At 60.3% G+C, this 17,120-nt stretch carries 22 protein-coding genes; 13 read left to right on the forward strand and 9 right to left on the reverse strand.

What is annotated here, in order from left to right:
- Positions 1-19: 19 nt before the first annotated feature.
- Positions 20-391 (reverse strand): glutathione S-transferase N-terminal domain-containing protein, encoded by a 372-nt coding sequence (locus BFQ01_RS20020; RefSeq protein WP_065926614.1) that lies wholly within the window; start codon positions 389-391, stop codon positions 20-22.
- Between the two features lie 101 nt (positions 392-492).
- Positions 493-1,038 carry a GTP cyclohydrolase I FolE gene (gene folE, locus BFQ01_RS20025; RefSeq protein WP_019826593.1) on the reverse strand — a complete coding sequence of 182 codons (546 nt, stop codon included), beginning with the start codon at positions 1,036-1,038 and terminating at the stop codon, positions 493-495.
- A gap of 304 nt (positions 1,039-1,342) precedes the next feature.
- Here folE and BFQ01_RS32990 point away from each other — a divergent pair, with 304 nt between their 5' ends.
- The 3 genes from BFQ01_RS32990 to BFQ01_RS20035 all read left to right on the forward strand — a co-directional run bounded on the left by BFQ01_RS32990 (position 1,343) and on the right by BFQ01_RS20035 (position 2,022).
- The gene (locus BFQ01_RS32990) at positions 1,343-1,504 is read left to right on the forward strand and encodes a zeta toxin family protein (protein ID WP_256097765.1); all 162 of its coding nucleotides are present in this window, start codon (positions 1,343-1,345) and stop codon (positions 1,502-1,504) included.
- Positions 1,429-1,677 (forward strand): zeta toxin family protein, encoded by a 249-nt coding sequence (locus BFQ01_RS32995; protein WP_256097766.1) that lies wholly within the window; start codon positions 1,429-1,431, stop codon positions 1,675-1,677. Before BFQ01_RS32990 ends, BFQ01_RS32995 begins: the two co-directional genes overlap by 76 nt.
- 156 nt (positions 1,678-1,833) lie before the next feature.
- The gene (locus BFQ01_RS20035; RefSeq protein ID WP_065926615.1) at positions 1,834-2,022 is read left to right on the forward strand and encodes a hypothetical protein; all 189 of its coding nucleotides are present in this window, start codon (positions 1,834-1,836) and stop codon (positions 2,020-2,022) included.
- 52 nt (positions 2,023-2,074) lie between these two features.
- On the opposite strand, the gene BFQ01_RS20040 is transcribed toward BFQ01_RS20035, so the two are convergent.
- The 3 genes from BFQ01_RS20040 to BFQ01_RS20050 form a co-directional block, all read right to left on the reverse strand.
- Positions 2,075-2,632, reverse strand: a complete 558-nt coding sequence (locus tag BFQ01_RS20040; protein ID WP_016976371.1) for a Smr/MutS family protein — start codon at positions 2,630-2,632, stop codon at positions 2,075-2,077.
- Between the two features lie 75 nt (positions 2,633-2,707).
- Positions 2,708-3,028, reverse strand: a complete 321-nt coding sequence (locus BFQ01_RS20045; protein WP_027603931.1) for a hypothetical protein — start codon at positions 3,026-3,028, stop codon at positions 2,708-2,710.
- A gap of 141 nt (positions 3,029-3,169) precedes the next feature.
- A complete protein-coding gene (locus tag BFQ01_RS20050; protein WP_065926616.1) occupies positions 3,170-3,760 on the reverse strand; it encodes a cysteine hydrolase family protein in 591 nt (196 codons plus the stop codon).
- 240 nt (positions 3,761-4,000) lie between these two features.
- Between BFQ01_RS20050 and prmB the strand changes: the two genes are divergently transcribed.
- On the forward strand, positions 4,001-4,909 hold the full coding sequence (prmB, locus tag BFQ01_RS20055; protein WP_065926617.1) for a 50S ribosomal protein L3 N(5)-glutamine methyltransferase: 909 nt from the start codon (positions 4,001-4,003) through the stop codon (positions 4,907-4,909).
- 234 nt (positions 4,910-5,143) lie between these two features.
- Here the strand turns inward: prmB and BFQ01_RS20060 are convergent, their stop codons facing one another.
- Entirely contained in the window at positions 5,144-5,953 is an 810-nt protein-coding gene (locus tag BFQ01_RS20060; protein ID WP_027603934.1) for a hypothetical protein, read from the reverse strand.
- Positions 5,954-6,052: 99 nt separating this feature from the next.
- Positions 6,053-7,015: an alpha/beta hydrolase gene (locus BFQ01_RS20065; protein ID WP_065926618.1), complete on the reverse strand. Its 963-nt coding sequence runs from the start codon at positions 7,013-7,015 to the stop codon at positions 6,053-6,055.
- A gap of 143 nt (positions 7,016-7,158) precedes the next feature.
- On the opposite strand from BFQ01_RS20065, the gene aroC reads away from it, so the two are divergent.
- The 4 genes from aroC to BFQ01_RS20085 all read left to right on the forward strand — a co-directional run bounded on the left by aroC (position 7,159) and on the right by BFQ01_RS20085 (position 10,427).
- Complete coding sequence (gene aroC, locus BFQ01_RS20070) at positions 7,159-8,250, forward strand: chorismate synthase (RefSeq protein WP_027603936.1); 1,092 nt, start codon at positions 7,159-7,161, stop codon at positions 8,248-8,250.
- A 10-nt stretch (positions 8,251-8,260) separates the two neighbouring features.
- On the forward strand, positions 8,261-9,421 hold the full coding sequence (locus BFQ01_RS20075; RefSeq protein ID WP_065926619.1) for an MFS transporter: 1,161 nt from the start codon (positions 8,261-8,263) through the stop codon (positions 9,419-9,421).
- Positions 9,418-9,948: a 1,2-dihydroxy-3-keto-5-methylthiopentene dioxygenase gene (locus BFQ01_RS20080; RefSeq protein ID WP_065926620.1), complete on the forward strand. Its 531-nt coding sequence runs from the start codon at positions 9,418-9,420 to the stop codon at positions 9,946-9,948. Before BFQ01_RS20075 ends, BFQ01_RS20080 begins: the two co-directional genes overlap by 4 nt.
- A gap of 209 nt (positions 9,949-10,157) precedes the next feature.
- Positions 10,158-10,427, forward strand: a complete 270-nt coding sequence (locus BFQ01_RS20085) for a response regulator transcription factor (protein ID WP_065926621.1) — start codon at positions 10,158-10,160, stop codon at positions 10,425-10,427.
- Positions 10,428-10,489: 62 nt separating this feature from the next.
- Here the strand turns inward: BFQ01_RS20085 and BFQ01_RS20090 are convergent, their stop codons facing one another.
- Positions 10,490-10,768 (reverse strand): DUF3509 domain-containing protein, encoded by a 279-nt coding sequence (locus BFQ01_RS20090; protein WP_027603943.1) that lies wholly within the window; start codon positions 10,766-10,768, stop codon positions 10,490-10,492.
- Between the two features lie 396 nt (positions 10,769-11,164).
- On the opposite strand from BFQ01_RS20090, the gene BFQ01_RS20095 reads away from it, so the two are divergent.
- The 5 genes from BFQ01_RS20095 (at position 11,165) to BFQ01_RS20115 (ending at position 16,869) form a co-directional block, all read left to right on the forward strand.
- Complete coding sequence (locus BFQ01_RS20095; RefSeq protein WP_065926622.1) at positions 11,165-12,991, forward strand: long-chain-acyl-CoA synthetase; 1,827 nt, start codon at positions 11,165-11,167, stop codon at positions 12,989-12,991.
- Positions 12,992-13,087: 96 nt separating this feature from the next.
- Positions 13,088-13,603 carry an ankyrin repeat domain-containing protein gene (locus BFQ01_RS20100; protein ID WP_027603945.1) on the forward strand — a complete coding sequence of 172 codons (516 nt, stop codon included), beginning with the start codon at positions 13,088-13,090 and terminating at the stop codon, positions 13,601-13,603.
- A 41-nt stretch (positions 13,604-13,644) separates the two neighbouring features.
- The gene (locus BFQ01_RS20105) at positions 13,645-14,175 is read left to right on the forward strand and encodes a hypothetical protein (RefSeq protein WP_065926623.1); all 531 of its coding nucleotides are present in this window, start codon (positions 13,645-13,647) and stop codon (positions 14,173-14,175) included.
- Between the two features lie 67 nt (positions 14,176-14,242).
- On the forward strand, positions 14,243-14,434 hold the full coding sequence (locus tag BFQ01_RS20110; RefSeq protein WP_003172956.1) for a PLDc N-terminal domain-containing protein: 192 nt from the start codon (positions 14,243-14,245) through the stop codon (positions 14,432-14,434).
- A gap of 347 nt (positions 14,435-14,781) precedes the next feature.
- Positions 14,782-16,869 (forward strand): LTA synthase family protein, encoded by a 2,088-nt coding sequence (locus BFQ01_RS20115; protein ID WP_065926624.1) that lies wholly within the window; start codon positions 14,782-14,784, stop codon positions 16,867-16,869.
- A 69-nt stretch (positions 16,870-16,938) separates the two neighbouring features.
- Here the strand turns inward: BFQ01_RS20115 and BFQ01_RS20120 are convergent, their stop codons facing one another.
- A complete protein-coding gene (locus BFQ01_RS20120) occupies positions 16,939-17,091 on the reverse strand; it encodes a DUF3309 family protein (RefSeq protein ID WP_015885095.1) in 153 nt (50 codons plus the stop codon).
- Positions 17,092-17,120 lie beyond the last annotated feature (29 nt).

Genomic DNA, 17,120 nt, shown 5'->3' on the forward strand with positions numbered 1-17,120 from the left:
TTGGATCTCAGCAGGTCTGTCAGACCGCAGCGAAACGCTTGTCCAGGTAATCGATGATCACCTTGGAGTCATACATCCAGGTGGTCTGGCCATTCTCTTCGATACGCAGGCACGGCACTTTGATCTTGCCGCCTTGCTCCAGCAGGGTCTGGCGGTCCTGCTCGTTGTTCTTCGCATCCTTCAGCGCCACCGGCACATTCAGGCGGTGCAGGGTGCGGCGGGTCTTCACGCAGAACGGGCAGGCGTGGAATTGATACAGGGTCAGGTCCTTGGCCGCTGCGTTCACCTGTGCCTGTTGTTCGGCAGGGCGCTGCTTTTTGCGCGGACGGGTAAGTAAGTCGCCGGCGATGATGACGTGGCCGAGGCCCACTCGAAGTGCTTTGACGAACATGGCTGAAACCTCTTGCCCATGAAGAAGGGGCCGCAGCTTACCTTAATTCTGCAGGCGAAAAAAAACCGGCGATGAACGCCGGTCTTTTCCTACGCAGCCTGTTACTTGATCAGGCTGAGGAATTCACTGCGGGTGGCCGCGTTTTCGCGGAACTCACCCAGCATCACCGACGTGATCATCGACGAATTCTGTTTCTCCACACCGCGCATCATCATGCACATGTGCTTGGCTTCGATCACCACGGCCACGCCCAAGGCGCCGGTCACTTGCATCACCGCGTCGGCGATCTGGCGGCTGAGGTTTTCCTGGATCTGCAGGCGGCGCGCATACATGTCGACAATCCGCGCGACCTTCGACAGGCCCAGCACTTTGCCGCTTGGGATATACGCCACATGCGCCTTGCCGATAAACGGCAGCAGGTGGTGTTCGCACAGCGAGTACAGCTCGATGTCCTTGACCAGCACCATTTCGCTGTTGTCGGAGCTGAACAAGGCACCGTTGGTGACTTCTTCGAGTGTCTGTTCATAGCCGCGGCAAAGGTACTGCATCGCCTTGGCGGCACGCTTGGGCGTGTCGAGCAGGCCCTCGCGGGAGACGTCCTCGCCGAGTTGGCCGAGGATCGCGGTGTAGTTTTGTTCCAATGTCACAGGACTGTTTCCGTATGGGTTTCAGAACGGTACGGTGTATGCCTGTACCAATGTGAAGCGCTGCCCGGCGCGCAACAGCGGCGGGTGATGTGGCGCACATAGTAGCGTAGGTGCGCCGACAGTTGTATTCCCGGACGATACCGATGTTAGAGTCGGCCTCCGTTGAGGAGGACGTGATGACCCCGCTGGAGCGAAGTATTTCTGAGCGCGCCCTGATCTTTGCCAAAGCAAATCGGACCCGCATTGCCCGTGAACTTGCCTCCTGACTAAGTACCCAGGTGAAAATTATCCGGTTTCAGTGTTTATGGCGGGCTCGCCTGGCGCCGGCAAGACAGAAGTGTCCAAATCATTTATTCGCTTGATGGAGGAGGGGGATCCAGTGCATTGCGAATCGACCCCGATGACTTCAGGGAATACTTTCCTGATTACACAGGCGCAAACTCCAGTCTTTTTCAACGTGGCGTAACTGCCATGGTGGAGAGGACTGTCGACCTCGTTTATCAGCAGCGCCAGTCTTTCCTGTTGGACGGAACGCTGGCCAACTTTGCCGTGGCTCGGAAAAATATCCAGCGCGCCCTTGATAAGGAAAACCGGTCTGCACAGGTTATCTACGTCTACCAGAAGCCTGAGCTGGCGTGAGTTTCTGGGGCGTCTTCAAGTCGATGTGCTCATCAAGGACACTGATGGCGGGGGGGCATACATCGGCATCGACCTATCGGCTGAGGAAATTGACGAACTCGTTATACAGCCCTACCATCCTGATCAACTTGAGCAAATTTTGACCGGAGTAGCCTTGTGAAAGGCGAAATTACGGAAGTTGTAGAAAAATATTCATCCACCACCATGTCAGATTTTTTTCGAAGTGGTTCGGTAGAAGAAAAACGTGCTGTTTACAGAAGCGCAGCCGATACTGCGATCACCATGCAAAAGGCAGTGATCTCGCTGGCGAAAGAGAAAAAAGCGAAAGAGCTTTTCGACAACTGACGTTACTGGCAATACCACAATAGCCCAGCTCAATTGCTGGGCTTTTTATTACTTATTCGTCGCGCCCTTCCATCATCGTGCGCTTGAGCATCACATACACCGCACCCGCGCCCCCATGACGGGCCTGGCACGAGGTAAAGCCGAGCACCTGGGCATGCTGGCGCAGCCAGGTGTTGACGTGGCTCTTGATCATCGGCCGCTTGCCGTCCAAGCGCACCGCCTTGCCATGGGTGACGCGCACGCAGCGAATTTCGAACTTGGTGGCTTCGGCGAGGAAGGCCCACAGGGTTTCCCGGGCTTTTTCCACGTTCATGCCGTGCAGGTCGAGGCTGCCTTCGAACGGGATCTGACCGGCCTTGAGCTTGCGCATCTGGCTTTCCTGTACGCCGTCGCGGGCCCACATCAGCTCGTCTTCGGGGCCGACGTCGATCACGAACTGGTCTGACAGGCCATCCACGGTGGTGGCATCGGTGCGCACGGTAGCAGCCTGGCGCAGCTTGGCGATCTGTGCGCGGTCGGCCTTGGGTTTGCCGGTGTCGGCGCGGTCGTGCTTGATCGGCTTGACGCCGCGCAGCTCGTTTTTGAACAGGGAAAAATCGTCGTCTTGCATGTCAGCCTCCGCGAAGGGCGGGCAGTTTACCTAAATCGCGGCGGCCGGGGCGCAGGAAACGCTATCCAAGCGCCATCAGTCGTGCTTTTTCATCAGGTGCGAGGCGATGTTCAGTGACAACGGCTGGCGCATCTTCCGACGGCTGCGGCGCCACAGCCACACGCCCAGCCACAGCACCAGCAGCCCGATCCCCAACAGAATCGCCGAGCCGCCAGGGCTGGCATTCAGTTCGCCAAGGGCCGGCGAGTGGCCAAACAAACCGGCGCCACCAGCGCCGGTCAACAGCAAACCTACTACCGCCAGCAGCGCGGCAATGCCGGCCACCAGGCGCAGACGCCAGTTGCTCGGGCCCTTGGGGCGCAAGCGACGAGCGTCAAAACCATCGGATATCTTCATTCCGACCTTTCCTCCAGGGTATCGGCCCTTCGACCGGAAGATACACAGGTTGTTCCTGTACCCGAGGTAAATGCGCCAAATGAGAGGGCTTTGCGGATGAGCGGGACCTTCAACAGGCCGCACCGCTCACCCGAAGGGCGATCAGATCAGGTCTTTAGTCAGTGCGAGAGTGGCAAAATTGTCAGCCATGATGGCCATCTCGGTCTGCTGCACATGCTCGGCGCTCAGGATGCCACCTTTGTAAGGCAGGTCGCGGGTGGCACAGGCGTCTTCCACCAGGGTGCAGCGAAAGCCCAGGTTCTTCGCGGCACGCACGGTGGTGCTGACGCTGGAGTGGCTCATGAAGCCGCAGACGATCAGGTCCAGGGAACCGAGGTCCTGCAGGTGTTTTTCCAGGCCGGTGCCGTGGAAGGCGCTGGGCAGCAGCTTGCCGATGATGGTTTCGTCACCTTGAGGTTCGAGGCCGGGGATGAACTCACCGCGCTCGCCCTGGGGGTCAAACAGGCCGCCCACGGTACCCAGGTGGCGCACGTGCACGATCGGGCGCCCGGCGTTGCGCGCGGCGGCGACCAGTTGCTTGATATTGCCGACCGCCGCGTCCATGCCGGAGAGGGCGAGCGGGCCACTGAGGTATTCCTTTTGAGCGTCGATGATCACGAGGGTCGCATGGCCAAGGTTGGCAGCTGCGTAACCACGACCGCTGAGTTGAAACATCGTCTTTGGAACGGACATTCTGGGGCTCCTGTGAGGGGGGCTTTTGCGTCATTGTCCACTGGCTGAGCGGTTCTGTGAATCGCTACTATCGTAAGGTACGCCGTTGCTGGCGTGCAGCCATGTCAAGTGGCGGCGATGTTTAACCGAATGATGGCGATTTGGATGAAATCCGACGTATGGCAACAGCTTTTCGTACATCGTCGGTACAGGCGAAGGCTGTTAGAATCGCCAGTCGTTTTTTCCAGGAGTCTGCCCCCCGTGATCACATCTCGCCTGCGCACCTTGCGCGACCACATCCGTTGGGCCGTCAGCCGTTTCCATGGGGAAGACCTGTTTTTTGGCCATGGCACCGACAATGCCTGGGACGAAGCCCGGCAGTTGGTGCTCGGCGCTTTGCACCTGCCATGGGAAATTGCCGACAGCTACCTCGATTGCAACCTGGAAGAAGAGGAAATCTCTCACGTACAGCGTTTGTTGCATCGCCGTATTCATGAGCGGGTGCCCACGGCCTACCTGTTGAAAGAGGCGTGGTTCTGTGGCATGTCGTTTATCGTTGACGAGCGCGTGCTGATCCCGCGTTCACCCATCGGCGAGTTGATCGAAAACCGCTTCGAGCCTTGGTTGGCCCAACCGCCGGCGCGCATCCTCGACCTGTGCACCGGCTCCGGTTGCATCGGCATTGCCTGCGCCTACGAGTTCCAGGACGCCGAAGTGGTACTCGGCGACCTGTCCTTCGAAGCCCTGGAGGTGGCCAACCAGAATATCGAGCGCCATGGTGTCGACGAGCGCGTGTACACCGTGCAGGGCGACGGTTTCGACGGCCTGCCGGGCCAGCGCTTTGACCTGATCGTGTCGAACCCGCCGTATGTGGATGCCGAAGACTTTGCCGACATGCCGGACGAATACCAGCACGAGCCGGAGCTGGGCCTGGCCTGCGGCGACGATGGCCTGAACCTGGTGCGACGCATGCTGGCCGAGGCGGCGGACCACCTGACCGAGAAGGGTTTGCTGATTGTCGAGGTGGGCAACAGCCAAGTGCATGTTGACGCGCTGTACCCGGAAGTGGACTTCGCCTGGCTGGATTTCCAGCGGGGTGGGCATGGGGTGTTCATGCTCACGGCCGAACAGTGCCGGGAACACCAGGCAATCTTCGCCGCTCGGGTTTAACCAACCTTAGGGTAGAAAATGTGGGAGGGGGCAAGCCCTAATGCCAGTCAGTTAAGCGTACATCGCCTCCTGTAGGAGCGAGCTTGCTCGCGAAAAACGTCAACGATAACGCGTGCTTCCTGAATGAGCGCGGCGCCTGTGAGTTTTTCGCGAGCAAGCTCGCTCCTACAAAAAGCCTTAACTGACTGGCATTAGGGGCAAGCCCCTCCCGCATTTCGATGGCTTTCCAGCCGGCTAGCGGTGCGTGGCAATCCAGATCAACAGCCCCGCCTGAAACACGGTGAACGCCACCAGGCAGGTGATGGTAAAGCGCAACCCGCTGTCCTCACGCTTGAACTTGGTGACCTTTTCTTCTTCCTTGCGCAGTTTCACTTCCTGCTCCAACAGGTTGTGCTCGGCCTGTTGCAGCATCTGCGCGGCTTCAAGGATCTCCACGAACTGCACCTTCTCGGTGTTCCAACTGTCCAGTACATCGCTGACCTTGCCCGGCTGCACGTTGCCTTTGAGGTGCTGCACATCGGCGTAGGCCACATCGAAACCCTGGACGCGCAGGAAGTGATCGCGGCGCAGGCGTGTGGCTTCGTTGAGTGCGTCCTTGTTGGCCAGGTCCACGCCGTCGACGCGGTAGCTTGACCATTTTTTCTTCGCCCACGCGGCGCCCTGGGCCACCAGGAAGCGACCGATGCCGCGGTTGGCCGGTTCGATTTCCAGGCTGTTGCCCGGGCCGAAGTGCACGCGGTGTTTATCGTGATCCACCCAGATATCCAGATGGTTCTGCTCGCGGCGCACCCGCTGCCCCGGTAATTGGATCACCATGCGCAACAGGCTGTGGTGTTTGTCATGGCGCTCGGCATAGCCGAACTGTACGAACCGCAGCGGCCTCAGGCCGGTGGCGCGGTCGGTGGCCAGCGGTGCCAGGCGCAGCATCTTGAAATGCTCGGCCTGAACATCCGCCCACGGCAGGGGCGCCGCCGTGTCGATAGCCTCGGTTTTTTCAGCCGGGGTGTCGGCGGTCGGTTCCGGTGTTGCTTCAGTGGTTGTCATGCGGTGCGATCCTGTCCAAGCCCTGCCAGTCGACAGTCTTTTTGCTGTCGACTCTGGGCTTATCGGCCGCTTTTTGCAGGACTGGAGGCAAATTGTCGCTTAACGGGGTTGAAGTCCGTCGATAAAGCCTGCCAAGCGGGTGCCCAGCTCAGCGGCGAGCGGCAATTGCGGGTCATTGTAGGAGGCCAATTGTTGCTTTACGTCGTTGGGCACGATGCGCATCACGTGGTTCATGCCTTCGATCACCGCCAGTTCGGCATCGGGCTTGGCCCTTTTGAGTTGCTCGGCGTCGCCCACACCGACCTGAATATCGTTGGTGCCCTGGATGATCAATGCCGGCATGCGCAGTTTTGCAAACGCCGCTGAAGGGTCGGCGCGAAACAGGCTGATCAGATACGGCTGCACGCTGGGTCGGAAAATGCCCTCCAGCGGGCCTGGCACATCGGCATCCACCTGGCCGGCCTTGAGGTGATCGAGGATTTCATTGCTGCGCAGCAGCAGGGCAGGGGGCAGGTGATCGGCCAGTTGCTGGCGGATCACCTGGTCGACCGGACGGGCGCTGCCGGACAGGGAAATCACCCCGGCCGGGTCGAGTTGCGGTGCGGCCAGTGCCGCCACCAGCGCGCCTTCGCTGTGGCCCAGCACAATCAGCGGGCCCATGCGTGTGTCGGCCTTGAGCAATTTGCCCCAGGCCACCGCGTCGGCCACGTAGGCCTCCAGGGTCAGGTTGCGTTCGTCGGGCGTGGCGGCGAGGCTGGCGGCCACACCGCGCTTGTCGTAGCGCACGCTGGCGATGTTGTGCCGGGCCAGCACCCAGGCCAGGCGCTTGAGGCTGTCATTGCGAGCGCCGTCGGCGCTGTTGCCGTTGCGGTCGGTGGGGCCGGAGCCGGCGATGATCAACACCACCGGCACCGGTTTATCGGACTGCGGCAGCAGCAGCGAGCCAAACAGTTCGCCGCTGCCGGTGTCCAGGCTGATCGGGCGTTGCATTACGACAGGGGAGGCGGCGTCGGCCACGGCGGTAAACAGGGTCAGGGTAAACAGAAGAACTCGCAGCATCATCGCGCCATCATGAGGAAGGTGCCGGTTGGACCAAGGTCTACCGGTAAGGTTTCGAGGATGAACTAGTCGGTTAGCCTGCGTATACTGGCCGCCTTAAGTTATTACGGTTGACTTGATTCAACTGATTTCACGGAGCGCCCTGCATGTCCGGCAATACCTTCGGCAAGCTGTTCACTGTCACCACCGCGGGCGAAAGCCATGGCCCGGCGTTGGTCGCCATTGTCGACGGCTGCCCGCCCGGCCTCGAGCTGTCCCTGGAAGACCTGCAGCGTGACCTCGACCGCCGCAAGCCCGGCACCAGCCGCCACACCACCCAGCGCCAGGAGCCCGATGAAGTCGAGATCCTTTCCGGGGTGTTCGAAGGCCGTACCACCGGGTGCGCCATCGGCCTGCTGATTCGCAACACCGACCAGAAGTCCAAGGACTACTCGGCGATCAAGGATCTGTTCCGCCCGGCCCATGCCGACTACACCTACCACCATAAATACGGCGAACGCGACTACCGTGGCGGCGGCCGCAGCTCGGCGCGCGAAACGGCCATGCGCGTGGCAGCCGGGGCCATCGCCAAGAAATACCTGGCGACCCAGGGCATCGTCATCCGTGGCTACATGAGCCAGTTGGGCCCGATTGAAATCCCGTTCAAGACCTGGGACAGCGTTGAAGACAACGCCTTTTTCTGCCCTGACCCGGACAAAGTGCCGGAGCTGGAAGCCTACATGGACCAGCTGCGCCGCGACCAGGATTCGGTCGGCGCCAAGATCACCGTGGTCGCCGAAGGCGTCAAGCCGGGCCTGGGCGAGCCGATTTTCGATCGCCTCGACGCCGAACTGGCCCATGCGCTGATGAGCATCAATGCGGTGAAAGGCGTGGAAATCGGCGCCGGGTTCGCCTGCGTGTCCCAGCGTGGCACCGAGCACCGCGATGAACTGACGCCGGAAGGTTTCCTCAGCAACAACGCGGGCGGCATCCTCGGCGGTATTTCCTCCGGCCAGCCGATTGTTGCGCACCTGGCACTCAAGGCCACCTCGAGCATCACCACCCCGGGCCGTTCGATCGATGTACACGGCAACCCGGTGGACGTGATCACCAAGGGCCGTCACGACCCGTGCGTGGGCATCCGGGCCACGCCGATTGCCGAAGCGATGATGGCCATCGTGTTGATGGACCATCTGTTGCGCAATCGCGGGCAAAATGCCGATGTGCGCGTGAGTACCCCGGTGCTGGGCCAGCTGTGACGGCGCGGCGGTGACAGCCCTCCCGTACTGGCGCCTCTCCAGCTTCTACCTGTTCTACTTCGCCCTGCTCGGGGCGACGGCGCCGTTCCTGGCGCTGTACTTCGACCACCTGGGGTTCTCCAGCGCGCGCATCGGCGAGCTGGTGGCCATCCCCATGCTGATGCGCTGCGTGGCGCCCAACCTGTGGGGCTGGCTGGGCGACTACAGCGGCCGACGCCTGGCTATCGTGCGCTTCGGCGCGGTGTGCACCCTGCTGAGTTTTTCCCTGATCTTCGTCAGTCACACCTACGCCTGGCTGGCCCTGGTGATGGCCCTGCATGCGTTCTTCTGGCACGCGGTGCTGCCGCAGTTTGAAGTGATCACCCTGGCCCACCTGCAAAAACAGACCTCGCGCTATAGCCAGGTGCGCCTGTGGGGCTCCATCGGTTTTATCCTCACCGTGGTGATCATGGGCCGCCTGTTCGACTGGCTGAGCCTGGATATCTACCCGGTGGTGGTCGTGGTGATCATGGCCGGCATCATCGGTGCCAGCCTGTGGGTGCCGAATGCGCAGCCCGCCAGCCACGGCAATCGCCTGGCCGCTGATGGTTTCCTCAAACAGCTGCGCAGCCCCGGCGTACTGGCGTTTTACGCCTGCGTGGCGCTGATGCAAATGAGCCATGGCCCGTATTACACCTTCCTGACCCTGCACCTGGAACACCTTGGCTATAGCCGTGGCATGATCGGCATGCTGTGGGCCCTGGGGGTGGTGGCGGAAGTGCTGATGTTCCTGGGCATGAGCCGCATCCTCACGCGTTTTTCGGTACGCCGGGTGCTGCTGGCCAGTTTCCTCCTGGCGGCCCTGCGCTGGCTGCTGCTGGGCTCGTTTGCCGAACTGCTGTGGGTACTGTTGCTGGCGCAGGTGATGCACGCTGCCACGTTCGGCAGTTTTCACGCGGCGGCGATTGCCTTTGTGCAGCGCAGTTTTGGCGATAAGCAACAAGGCCAGGGCCAGGCGCTGTACGCCGCCCTGGCCGGCACCGGCGGTGCGCTGGGTGCGCTGTATTCCGGCTACAGCTGGAACCTGCTGGGGCCGACCTTCACCTTTAGTATTGCCAGCGTCGCCGCCCTGGCCGCGGCCGCTATCATCGGTTTTCGATTGCAAGAGCAGAACCAAGGAACCCTTCAATGAGTTATGTCGCCGTCTACCCCGTCGCTTCACCGGATACCCCGAACAAGGTCCTGACCCATGTCGACGACATCGCCGCTACCCTGGCCGAGCACGGTGTGCGGTTCGAGCGCTGGCAGCCTGCCCTGATCGAGAGGGGCGCCAGCGACGCTGAGATGATTGCCGCCTATCAGCCGCAGATCGATGCCCTCGGCTACGGTGCGGTGGCGGTGCTCAGTGTCACCAGCGACCACCCGCAAAAAGCCGAATGGCGTGCCCGGTTCCTGGATGAACGCCGCTACAGCGAAGACGAAGTGCGTTTTTTCATCGCCGGCCAGGGCTTGTTCAACCTGCATGTTGGCGACTACGTGTATGCCGTGCGTTGTGAGAAAAACGACCTGCTGGTGATCCCGGCTGGCATGGCGCACTGGTTTGATATGGGCGAGAACCCCCACTTGGTCATGCTGCACTTGTTCAACACCGCGCAGGGGTGTGTACCGACGTTCACCGGCGACGATGTTGCCAGCCATTTCCCAGGTTTGGACGATTGAACTCAGGTAATTGGAATCTTCAACCCCGGCGAGTTGGAAGTTGTTGTGGGAATAAGCTTAGTTACGCGTAGGGTTTGGCTGTTTATCCAGGGCAATGCGCACTGAAACCATTCGTTATGTAACTCTCTGCGTCGCCAGTGTTTGTGCCACCTGTCAATAGGAGGAATCCGAATGGTGGTAGGGCATCAGCCAATAAAAGGAGAGATGTAATGAATGGCCCAGAGGAGTCGTGTCCGCCGCCGTGTGTCGTAACCAATGCTGTCAGGAGACGCCTGAGCCTGTCCGGTAAGCCCCTGACTCCAGCGGAATTGGAGATCTTACGCTGGGCCTCGGAGGGCAAGACTGTCTGGGAAATCAGCCAGATTCGTGCCACGTCCGAAGCCACCGTCAAATTCCACCTGCGCAATATCTACGGCAAGCTGGAAGTCACTAACCGCGTGCAGGCGATGAATGAGGCGGCTCGCCAAGGCCTGTGCTGACACACATCAATAAAAAGGCCGCGACGCTCAATAGCGTCGCGGCCTTTTCATGACTGCGGTATTTACGCCGAGTGGTAGGTCGGCAGGGCAAAGCGGTTCTGGCTTTGCAGCATGGAAATTTGCGGCAATTCACTGGCTTGTTCGGCCAAGTCGCGACGAATCGCGCTGATCACCCAGGTCAATTGATCGGCGGTGTGCAACTGCTGGTAAGAGATCGAACGCTTGACCTGCTTGCCGTCACTGTTGCGCAGGGTCAACAGAATGCCGCCGTCGGGACGTGGCTGGGTGGTGACATCGTAGTTGGAGAATACTGAAGCGAATTTATCTTGGATCAGGCTCATGTCTATCAGCTCCGTTGGCTCAAGTTGGCAAGCATGGAGTGATAGGTGCAGTGATTGTGCCAGCTCATGATTTATAAAAATATCGTTATAAATCAATAGATTGAAAATATCTTGGATTTTCGATTTCGTGCAATTTGCATGAATGGCCATCATGCATCCTGCATTTTGCGCTACTCGATAGGGTGGGATGGGCGCGTCGATACTCGTAAAGACTGTTTCTGCGCAGCTAAATTCCCTTTTTTGAGGGCATGCCGGTTGGGATACAAAACTTTTCAAATCCCGCGTGTACAGCCGAAGAACGGCTGACGTATTTTCCTGCAATGCATTCGGCCTTCCGCTTACGGAGGTATCGGTGCTTTTGGATCAGACGAAGAATAAGAAAAAGGACGTTCCTCCATGAGTCACCCGCACAACGACATGATCACCTGGGGCAAGCTGCTGAGTAAGGTGCCGGCCATCGTCCGTGCCTTGCCGCGCGTAGTGCGTGGCATGCGTGCCGCCAATGTCACCGACCCCGCGCAGCCTTGCGGGCTGGGCTGGCACTTTGAGCAAGCCACCCTGCGCAACCCCGACGGCAACGCGTTGCTGTACGGCGACCGTGTGCTCAGCTACACCGACGCCAACCAGCGTGCCAACTGTATTGCCCATCACCTGCAAGCCCAGGGCATCGGCAAGGGTGACGTGGTGGCGCTGTTTATCGAAAACCGCCCCGAATTACTCTTGAACGTGCTGGCCGTGGCCAAGCTGGGTGGCATCTGCGCGATGCTCAATACCGCGCAAACCCAGGCGACGCTGGTGCACAGCCTGACCCTGGTGAGCCCGGCAGCCATTATTGTCGGCGCGGAACTGGTGGCCCCCTATGACGCGGTGCGCGATCAGGTGGCCATCGCGGCTGATCGAACCTGGTTCGTCGCCGATCAACCGTCCAGCCTGGTACCGCAGGGTTATATCGACCTGGTGGCTGCGAGCGCCGAGTGCCCGGTGGACAACCCTGCCAGCACTGCGCAGATCTTCTTTAACGACCCTTGCTTCTATATCTACACCTCCGGCACCACCGGCCTGCCGAAGGCCGGCATCATGAAACATGGCCGCTGGACCAAAACTGCCGTCAGCTTCGGCAGCATCGCGCTGGACATGGGCCCTGACGACGTCCTGTATTGCACTTTGCCGCTGTACCACGCCACCGGCCTTTGCGTGTGTTGGGGCTCGGCGATTGTCGGGGCATCGGGCTTCGCCATTCGCCGCAAGTTCAGCGCCAGCCAGTTCTGGGACGATGCGCGCCGATTCAAGGCGACCACCCTCGGCTACGTCGGTGAGTTGTGTCGTTACCTGCTCGACCAGCCACCCGGTGAAAACGACCTTGATAACCGCGTGACCAAGATGGTTGGCAATGGCTTGCGCCCCGGCGTGTGGGCGCAGTTCAAGGCACGCTATGGCGTGGAGCATATCTGCGAGCTGTACGCGGCCAGTGACGGCAATATCGGTTTTACCAACGTACTGAATTTCGACAACACCATCGGTTTCTGTCTCCAGCACTGGGCGCTGGTGGACTACGCCCATGACAACGGCGAGCCGCTGCGTGGCAACGACGGTTTTATGCGTAAAGTCCCCACGGGCGGGCAGGGCCTGTTACTGGCCAGGATCGATGAAAAATCGCCCTTCGACGGCTACACCGACCCGGAAAAGAATCGCCGGGTGGTACTCACCGACGTGTTTGAAAAAGGTGATCGCTACTTCAATACCGGCGATTTGTTGCGCAGCATCGGCTTTGGCCATGCGCAATTTGTGGATCGCCTGGGGGATACCTATCGCTGGAAAGGTGAAAACGTGTCCACCACCGAGGTCGAGAACGTCCTGCTGCAACACCCGCAGATCGCCGAAGTGGTGGCTTATGGCGTCGAGATCGAAAACACCAATGGCCGTGCGGGCATGGTCGCCATCACCCCGAGTGAGTCCCTGGCCTCGCTGGACATGCGCGAGTTGCTGCAATTCGCCCACGGCCAGTTGCCGCACTATGCAGTGCCGCTCTTCCTGCGGATCAAGGTCAAGATGGAAACCACCGGTACCTTTAAGTACCAGAAGGTCAAGCTCAAGGAAGAGGCCTTTGATCCGGACAAGGCCGGCAATGACCCGGTGTATGCCTGGTTGCCGGGGTCGGACTGCTATGTGCCGGTCACCGGGCAACTGTTGGCGCAGATCCAGGGTGGTCAGTTCCGCTATTGATTCTGTCTATGGCCGCTTTTGGTAAAAAGGGCATGACAGTGGGGAACTCCCTCGCGACACTGGCGGCCTATAAAGCACCAGACAAGGAGCCCCCACATGTCAGACCACGCCAAACAAATGACTGAAGACGAAGCCGCCGAATTTGCCGAGCAGGTCTTCGACGTCGCCCGCAAAGGCGACGCCGCCATGCTCGCCGCGCTCCTGGCCAAAGGCTTGCCGGCCAACTTTCGCAATCACAATGGCGATACCTTGCTGATGCTGTCTGCCTACCACGGCCATGCCGAAGCGGTAAAAGTGCTGCTGGAGTTCAAGGCCGACCCGCTGATCGCCAATGACAAGAACCAGCTGCCCATCGCCGGCGCGGCGTTCAAGGGCCACTTGCCGGTGGTCAAGGCGCTGATTGAAGGGGGCACGCCGATCGAGGCCGCCTCGTCCGACGGTCGTACTGCGTTGATGATGGCCGCCATGTTCAACCGCGTCGACATGGTCGACTACCTGCTCAGCCAAGGCGCCAACCCCAAGGCCACCGATGCCCAGGGCGCGACTGCGCTGGCGGCGGCGCAGACCATGGGGGCGAAGGACACGGCGGCGCAGCTGGAGAAACTGGTGTAGGCTGTGCGCCCTCAAAAACCAGCCCGCTACAGGATCACCCCATGAAAACCGCCCTCGTCGAACTTATCAGCAAAATCAGCGCCGGGGTCATGGGCGAGGATGAGGTGGCGCGCATCGCCGAAGAGGCCGCCCAGGCCTACGCCGACCCGGCGGCCTTCCTGGCCGCCAACCCGGATATCAACTACGACGACAGCTTTCCGATCCCGCTGGGGGAGTGGGTGGTGGTCGGCAGCCTGCCGGATACCGTGCTGTTCCAGGCCGATACCTATGGCGACCTGTTTGCGCAGATCGTCGCGTCGTTCGGCCCGGGTGTGTCGTTCAACCTCAAGCCCAAGCAATTGGCCAAGACTGACGGCCTCACCGCCCTGAACCGTATCCAGATCCAGATGAGTGCCCTGAGCCCGGAAGACGGCGGTTATGTGCTGCTCAACTTCAGCCAGTTGCTGGACGACGAGATCCAGGCGGTGCTGGTGTTCGGCAATGACCTGCCGCGCGTGCTGGCGTTGTGCGCCGAAGTCGGCATCCAGGCCGAGCCGTCCCTGGAAGCGATGAAGGTTGCCGTGCACGTCTGAAATAAAACGGAACCCCGGCCAGGGCTGGCTATCCTACAAGGGCATGCCCTCACTTAGGAGCGACACCATGGGTTCCACTTTCAACGGTCTGATCGGGCTGATCATCCTGGCGCTGGATATCTGGGCGATCATCAATGTGTTCAAAAGCGGCGCAAGCACCGGGGCCAAGGTGTTGTGGATCCTGTTGATCCTGCTGCTGCCGGTACTGGGCCTGATCATCTGGGCTATCGCCGGGCCGCGCGGCAACGTGCGGATCTGACCCTCGCTCCCTCCTTGTAGCAGCTGCCGAGCCTTGGCGAGGCTGCGTCAGCGGTGTATCAGACACACCGCACACGCAGCCTCGCCAAGGCTCGGCAGCTGCTACGGTACTTGCTCGTTTCTTCGCTGCATTTTGTGTATCGAAATATTCGCTGCACACAATTTTCACATCTTATCCAAGACAATCCGCCGGCTCTATCTTTCCCTGCCAAGGCCCTGCCTCAGGTGCTTTTAAAGGCGGCGCAGCGGTGCTCGTTCAGTAATTAATAGCCTTGATGCCGTTGATCGGGCACCATTCGCGCCACTGCACTACTTCGTCACTAAACTTCCAATGGGTCCTGAAACGACATGGCAAACCCGGACGCCCTGAGTCAGCAGCGAGCTTCTAATCGCCTGCTGCAACCGACCGTCAAATCCCATCTGGCGTACACGCTGCTCTGCGCACTGGTCATGATGGTGATGCTCTCCCTGCTGCGCCTGGCGCTGCTGGTCTACAACCGCGAGATGATCCTCGACACGCCGGCCTCGACCTTCCTTGAAGCGTTCGCCAACGGCCTGCGTTTTGACATCCGCCTGGTGGTCTACCTGCTGATCCCGCTGCTGCTGGCACTGTTCAGCGTACGGGCCATGGCCGCGCGTGGGTTCTTCCGCTTCTGGCTGACCCTTGCGTCCAGCATCGCCCTGTTCCTGGGCTTGATGGAGATGGACTTCTACCGCGAGTTCCACCAGCGCCTCAACGGCCTGGTCTTCCAGTATGTGAAGGAAGACCCGAAAACCGTGATGAGCATGCTCTGGTACGGTTTCCCGGTGGTGCGCTACCTGCTGGCCTGGGCCGTGGGCACGCTGATCCTGAGCATCGCGTTCAAAGGCGCCGACCGCGCCACGCGCCCACGTGGTCCGTTCAGTGGTGGCAGCATCGGCACGCGCCAGGTGGCGCCGTGGTACAGCCGCATCGCGGTGTTCGTGGTATGCCTGCTGATCGCCGTGGTTGCCGCCCGTGGCACCCTGCGCCAGGGCCCGCCGCTGCGTTGGGGCGATGTGTACACCACCGATTCGAACTTCGCCAACCAGTTGGGCCTCAATGGCACCTTGTCGCTGATCGCGGCGGCCAAGGCCCGGTTCGGTGAAGACCGCTCCAACGTCTGGAAGGCGACCCTGGACCAGCCGCTGGCCACCCAGACCGTGCGTGACATGCTGGTGCTGCCGCAGGAAAAACTGGTCGATACCGACATCGCCGCCGTGCGCCGCGACTACACGCCGCCGGCCGAGAAGACCCTGCCGATCAAGAACGTGGTCGTGATCCTGATGGAAAGCTTCGCCGGTCACTCGGTCGGCGCCTTGGGTCGTCCCGGCAATATCACGCCGTACTTCGACAAACTCTCCAAGGAAGGCCTGCTGTTCGACCGTTTCTTCTCCAACGGCACCCATACCCACCAGGGTATGTTCGCCACCATGGCCTGCTTCCCGAACCTGCCAGGCTTTGAATACCTGATGCAGACCCCGGAAGGCAGCCACAAGCTATCGGGCCTGCCGCAGTTGCTCAGCGCCCGTGATTTCAACGACGTGTATGTCTATAACGGCGACTTCGCCTGGGACAACCAGTCGGGTTTCTTCAGCAACCAGGGCATGACCAACTTCATCGGTCGCAACGACTTCGTCGACCCGGTGTTCTCCGACCCGACGTGGGGCGTGTCCGACCAGGACATGTTCAACCGTGGCCTGGAAGAGTTGAAGGCCCGCGAAGGCGGCAAGCCGTTCTACGCACTCCTGCAAACCCTGTCCAACCACACGCCGTACGCGTTGCCGACGCCATTGCCGGTGGAGAAAGTCACCGACCGTGGCAGCCTCAACGAGCATTTGACGGCCATGCGTTACTCCGACTGGGCCCTGGGCCAGTTCTTTGAAAAGGCCCGCAAGGAGCCGTACTTCAAGGAAACCCTGTTCGTGATCGTGGGCGACCACGGCTTCGGCAACGAACAGCAGATCACCGAGATGGACCTGGGTCGCTTCAACGTACCCATGCTGATGATTGCACCGGGCGTGCAGGAGAAGTTCGGCGAGCGTGACCACACCGTGGGCACCCAGATCGACATCGTGCCGACCATCATGGGCCGCCTGGGTGGCGACACCCTGCACCAATGCTGGGGCCGCGACCTGCTGAACCTGCCGGAAGGCGACAAGGGCTTTGGCGTGATCAAGCCATCGGGCAGCGACCAGACCGTGGCCTTGGTCACCGCAGACCGCATTCTGGTACTGCCCAAGGAAATGCCACCGAAGCTGTGGCAATACGAACTGGGCGCCAACCCGAGCGGTAAGGTGATTGCCGAATCGCCGGACGAGGCTGCACTCAAGCAGAAACTCGAAGCGTTCCTGCAAACCGCGACCAAGAGTTTGCTGGATAACACCGCAGGTGTTGTAAACGGTAAGCCGGACTAATTAACCGGCAATAAAAAAGAGGCCTTTTTCAAGGCCTCTTTTTTTTGCTTCGTTATTATCGCGGGGCGGTTATATCCGGCCCAGCAACAACAGGACCAGCAGTACCACCAGCACTACACCGAGGATACCCGACGGGCCATAACCCCAATTACGCGAGTGCGGGAATACCGGCAGGCCGCCGACCAGCAGGAGGATCAAGATAATGATCAGAATGAGGCTCATGGTTTTTTTCCTTATTGTTTTTCTGCAAA

It is taken from the genome of Pseudomonas sp. 8 R 14, from assembly GCF_900005955.1.
In the GTDB taxonomy this organism is placed as follows: Bacteria; Pseudomonadota; Gammaproteobacteria; order Pseudomonadales; family Pseudomonadaceae; genus Aquipseudomonas; species Aquipseudomonas marginalis.

Bases quoted from the DNA above. Each gene is read 5' to 3' on its own strand.
- BFQ01_RS20020 (WP_065926614.1), bottom strand. From the start codon at position 391: ATGTTCGTCAAAGCACTTCGAGTGGGCCTCGGCCACGTCATCATCGCC.
- BFQ01_RS32990 (WP_256097765.1), top strand. From the start codon at position 1,343: ATGGCGGGCTCGCCTGGCGCCGGCAAGACAGAAGTGTCCAAATCATTT.
- BFQ01_RS20040 (WP_016976371.1), bottom strand. From the start codon at position 2,632: ATGCAAGACGACGATTTTTCCCTGTTCAAAAACGAGCTGCGCGGCGTC.
- BFQ01_RS20045 (WP_027603931.1), bottom strand. From the start codon at position 3,028: ATGAAGATATCCGATGGTTTTGACGCTCGTCGCTTGCGCCCCAAGGGC.
- BFQ01_RS20050 (WP_065926616.1), bottom strand. From the start codon at position 3,760: ATGTCCGTTCCAAAGACGATGTTTCAACTCAGCGGTCGTGGTTACGCA.
- BFQ01_RS20060 (WP_027603934.1), bottom strand. From the start codon at position 5,953: ATGACAACCACTGAAGCAACACCGGAACCGACCGCCGACACCCCGGCT.
- BFQ01_RS20065 (WP_065926618.1), bottom strand. From the start codon at position 7,015: ATGATGCTGCGAGTTCTTCTGTTTACCCTGACCCTGTTTACCGCCGTG.
- aroC (WP_027603936.1), top strand. From the start codon at position 7,159: ATGTCCGGCAATACCTTCGGCAAGCTGTTCACTGTCACCACCGCGGGC.
- BFQ01_RS20080 (WP_065926620.1), top strand. From the start codon at position 9,418: ATGAGTTATGTCGCCGTCTACCCCGTCGCTTCACCGGATACCCCGAAC.
- BFQ01_RS20085 (WP_065926621.1), top strand. From the start codon at position 10,158: ATGAATGGCCCAGAGGAGTCGTGTCCGCCGCCGTGTGTCGTAACCAAT.
- BFQ01_RS20090 (WP_027603943.1), bottom strand. From the start codon at position 10,768: ATGAGCCTGATCCAAGATAAATTCGCTTCAGTATTCTCCAACTACGAT.
- BFQ01_RS20095 (WP_065926622.1), top strand. From the start codon at position 11,165: ATGAGTCACCCGCACAACGACATGATCACCTGGGGCAAGCTGCTGAGT.
- BFQ01_RS20100 (WP_027603945.1), top strand. From the start codon at position 13,088: ATGTCAGACCACGCCAAACAAATGACTGAAGACGAAGCCGCCGAATTT.
- BFQ01_RS20105 (WP_065926623.1), top strand. From the start codon at position 13,645: ATGAAAACCGCCCTCGTCGAACTTATCAGCAAAATCAGCGCCGGGGTC.
- BFQ01_RS20110 (WP_003172956.1), top strand. From the start codon at position 14,243: ATGGGTTCCACTTTCAACGGTCTGATCGGGCTGATCATCCTGGCGCTG.
- BFQ01_RS20115 (WP_065926624.1), top strand. From the start codon at position 14,782: ATGGCAAACCCGGACGCCCTGAGTCAGCAGCGAGCTTCTAATCGCCTG.
- BFQ01_RS20120 (WP_015885095.1), bottom strand. From the start codon at position 17,091: ATGAGCCTCATTCTGATCATTATCTTGATCCTCCTGCTGGTCGGCGGC.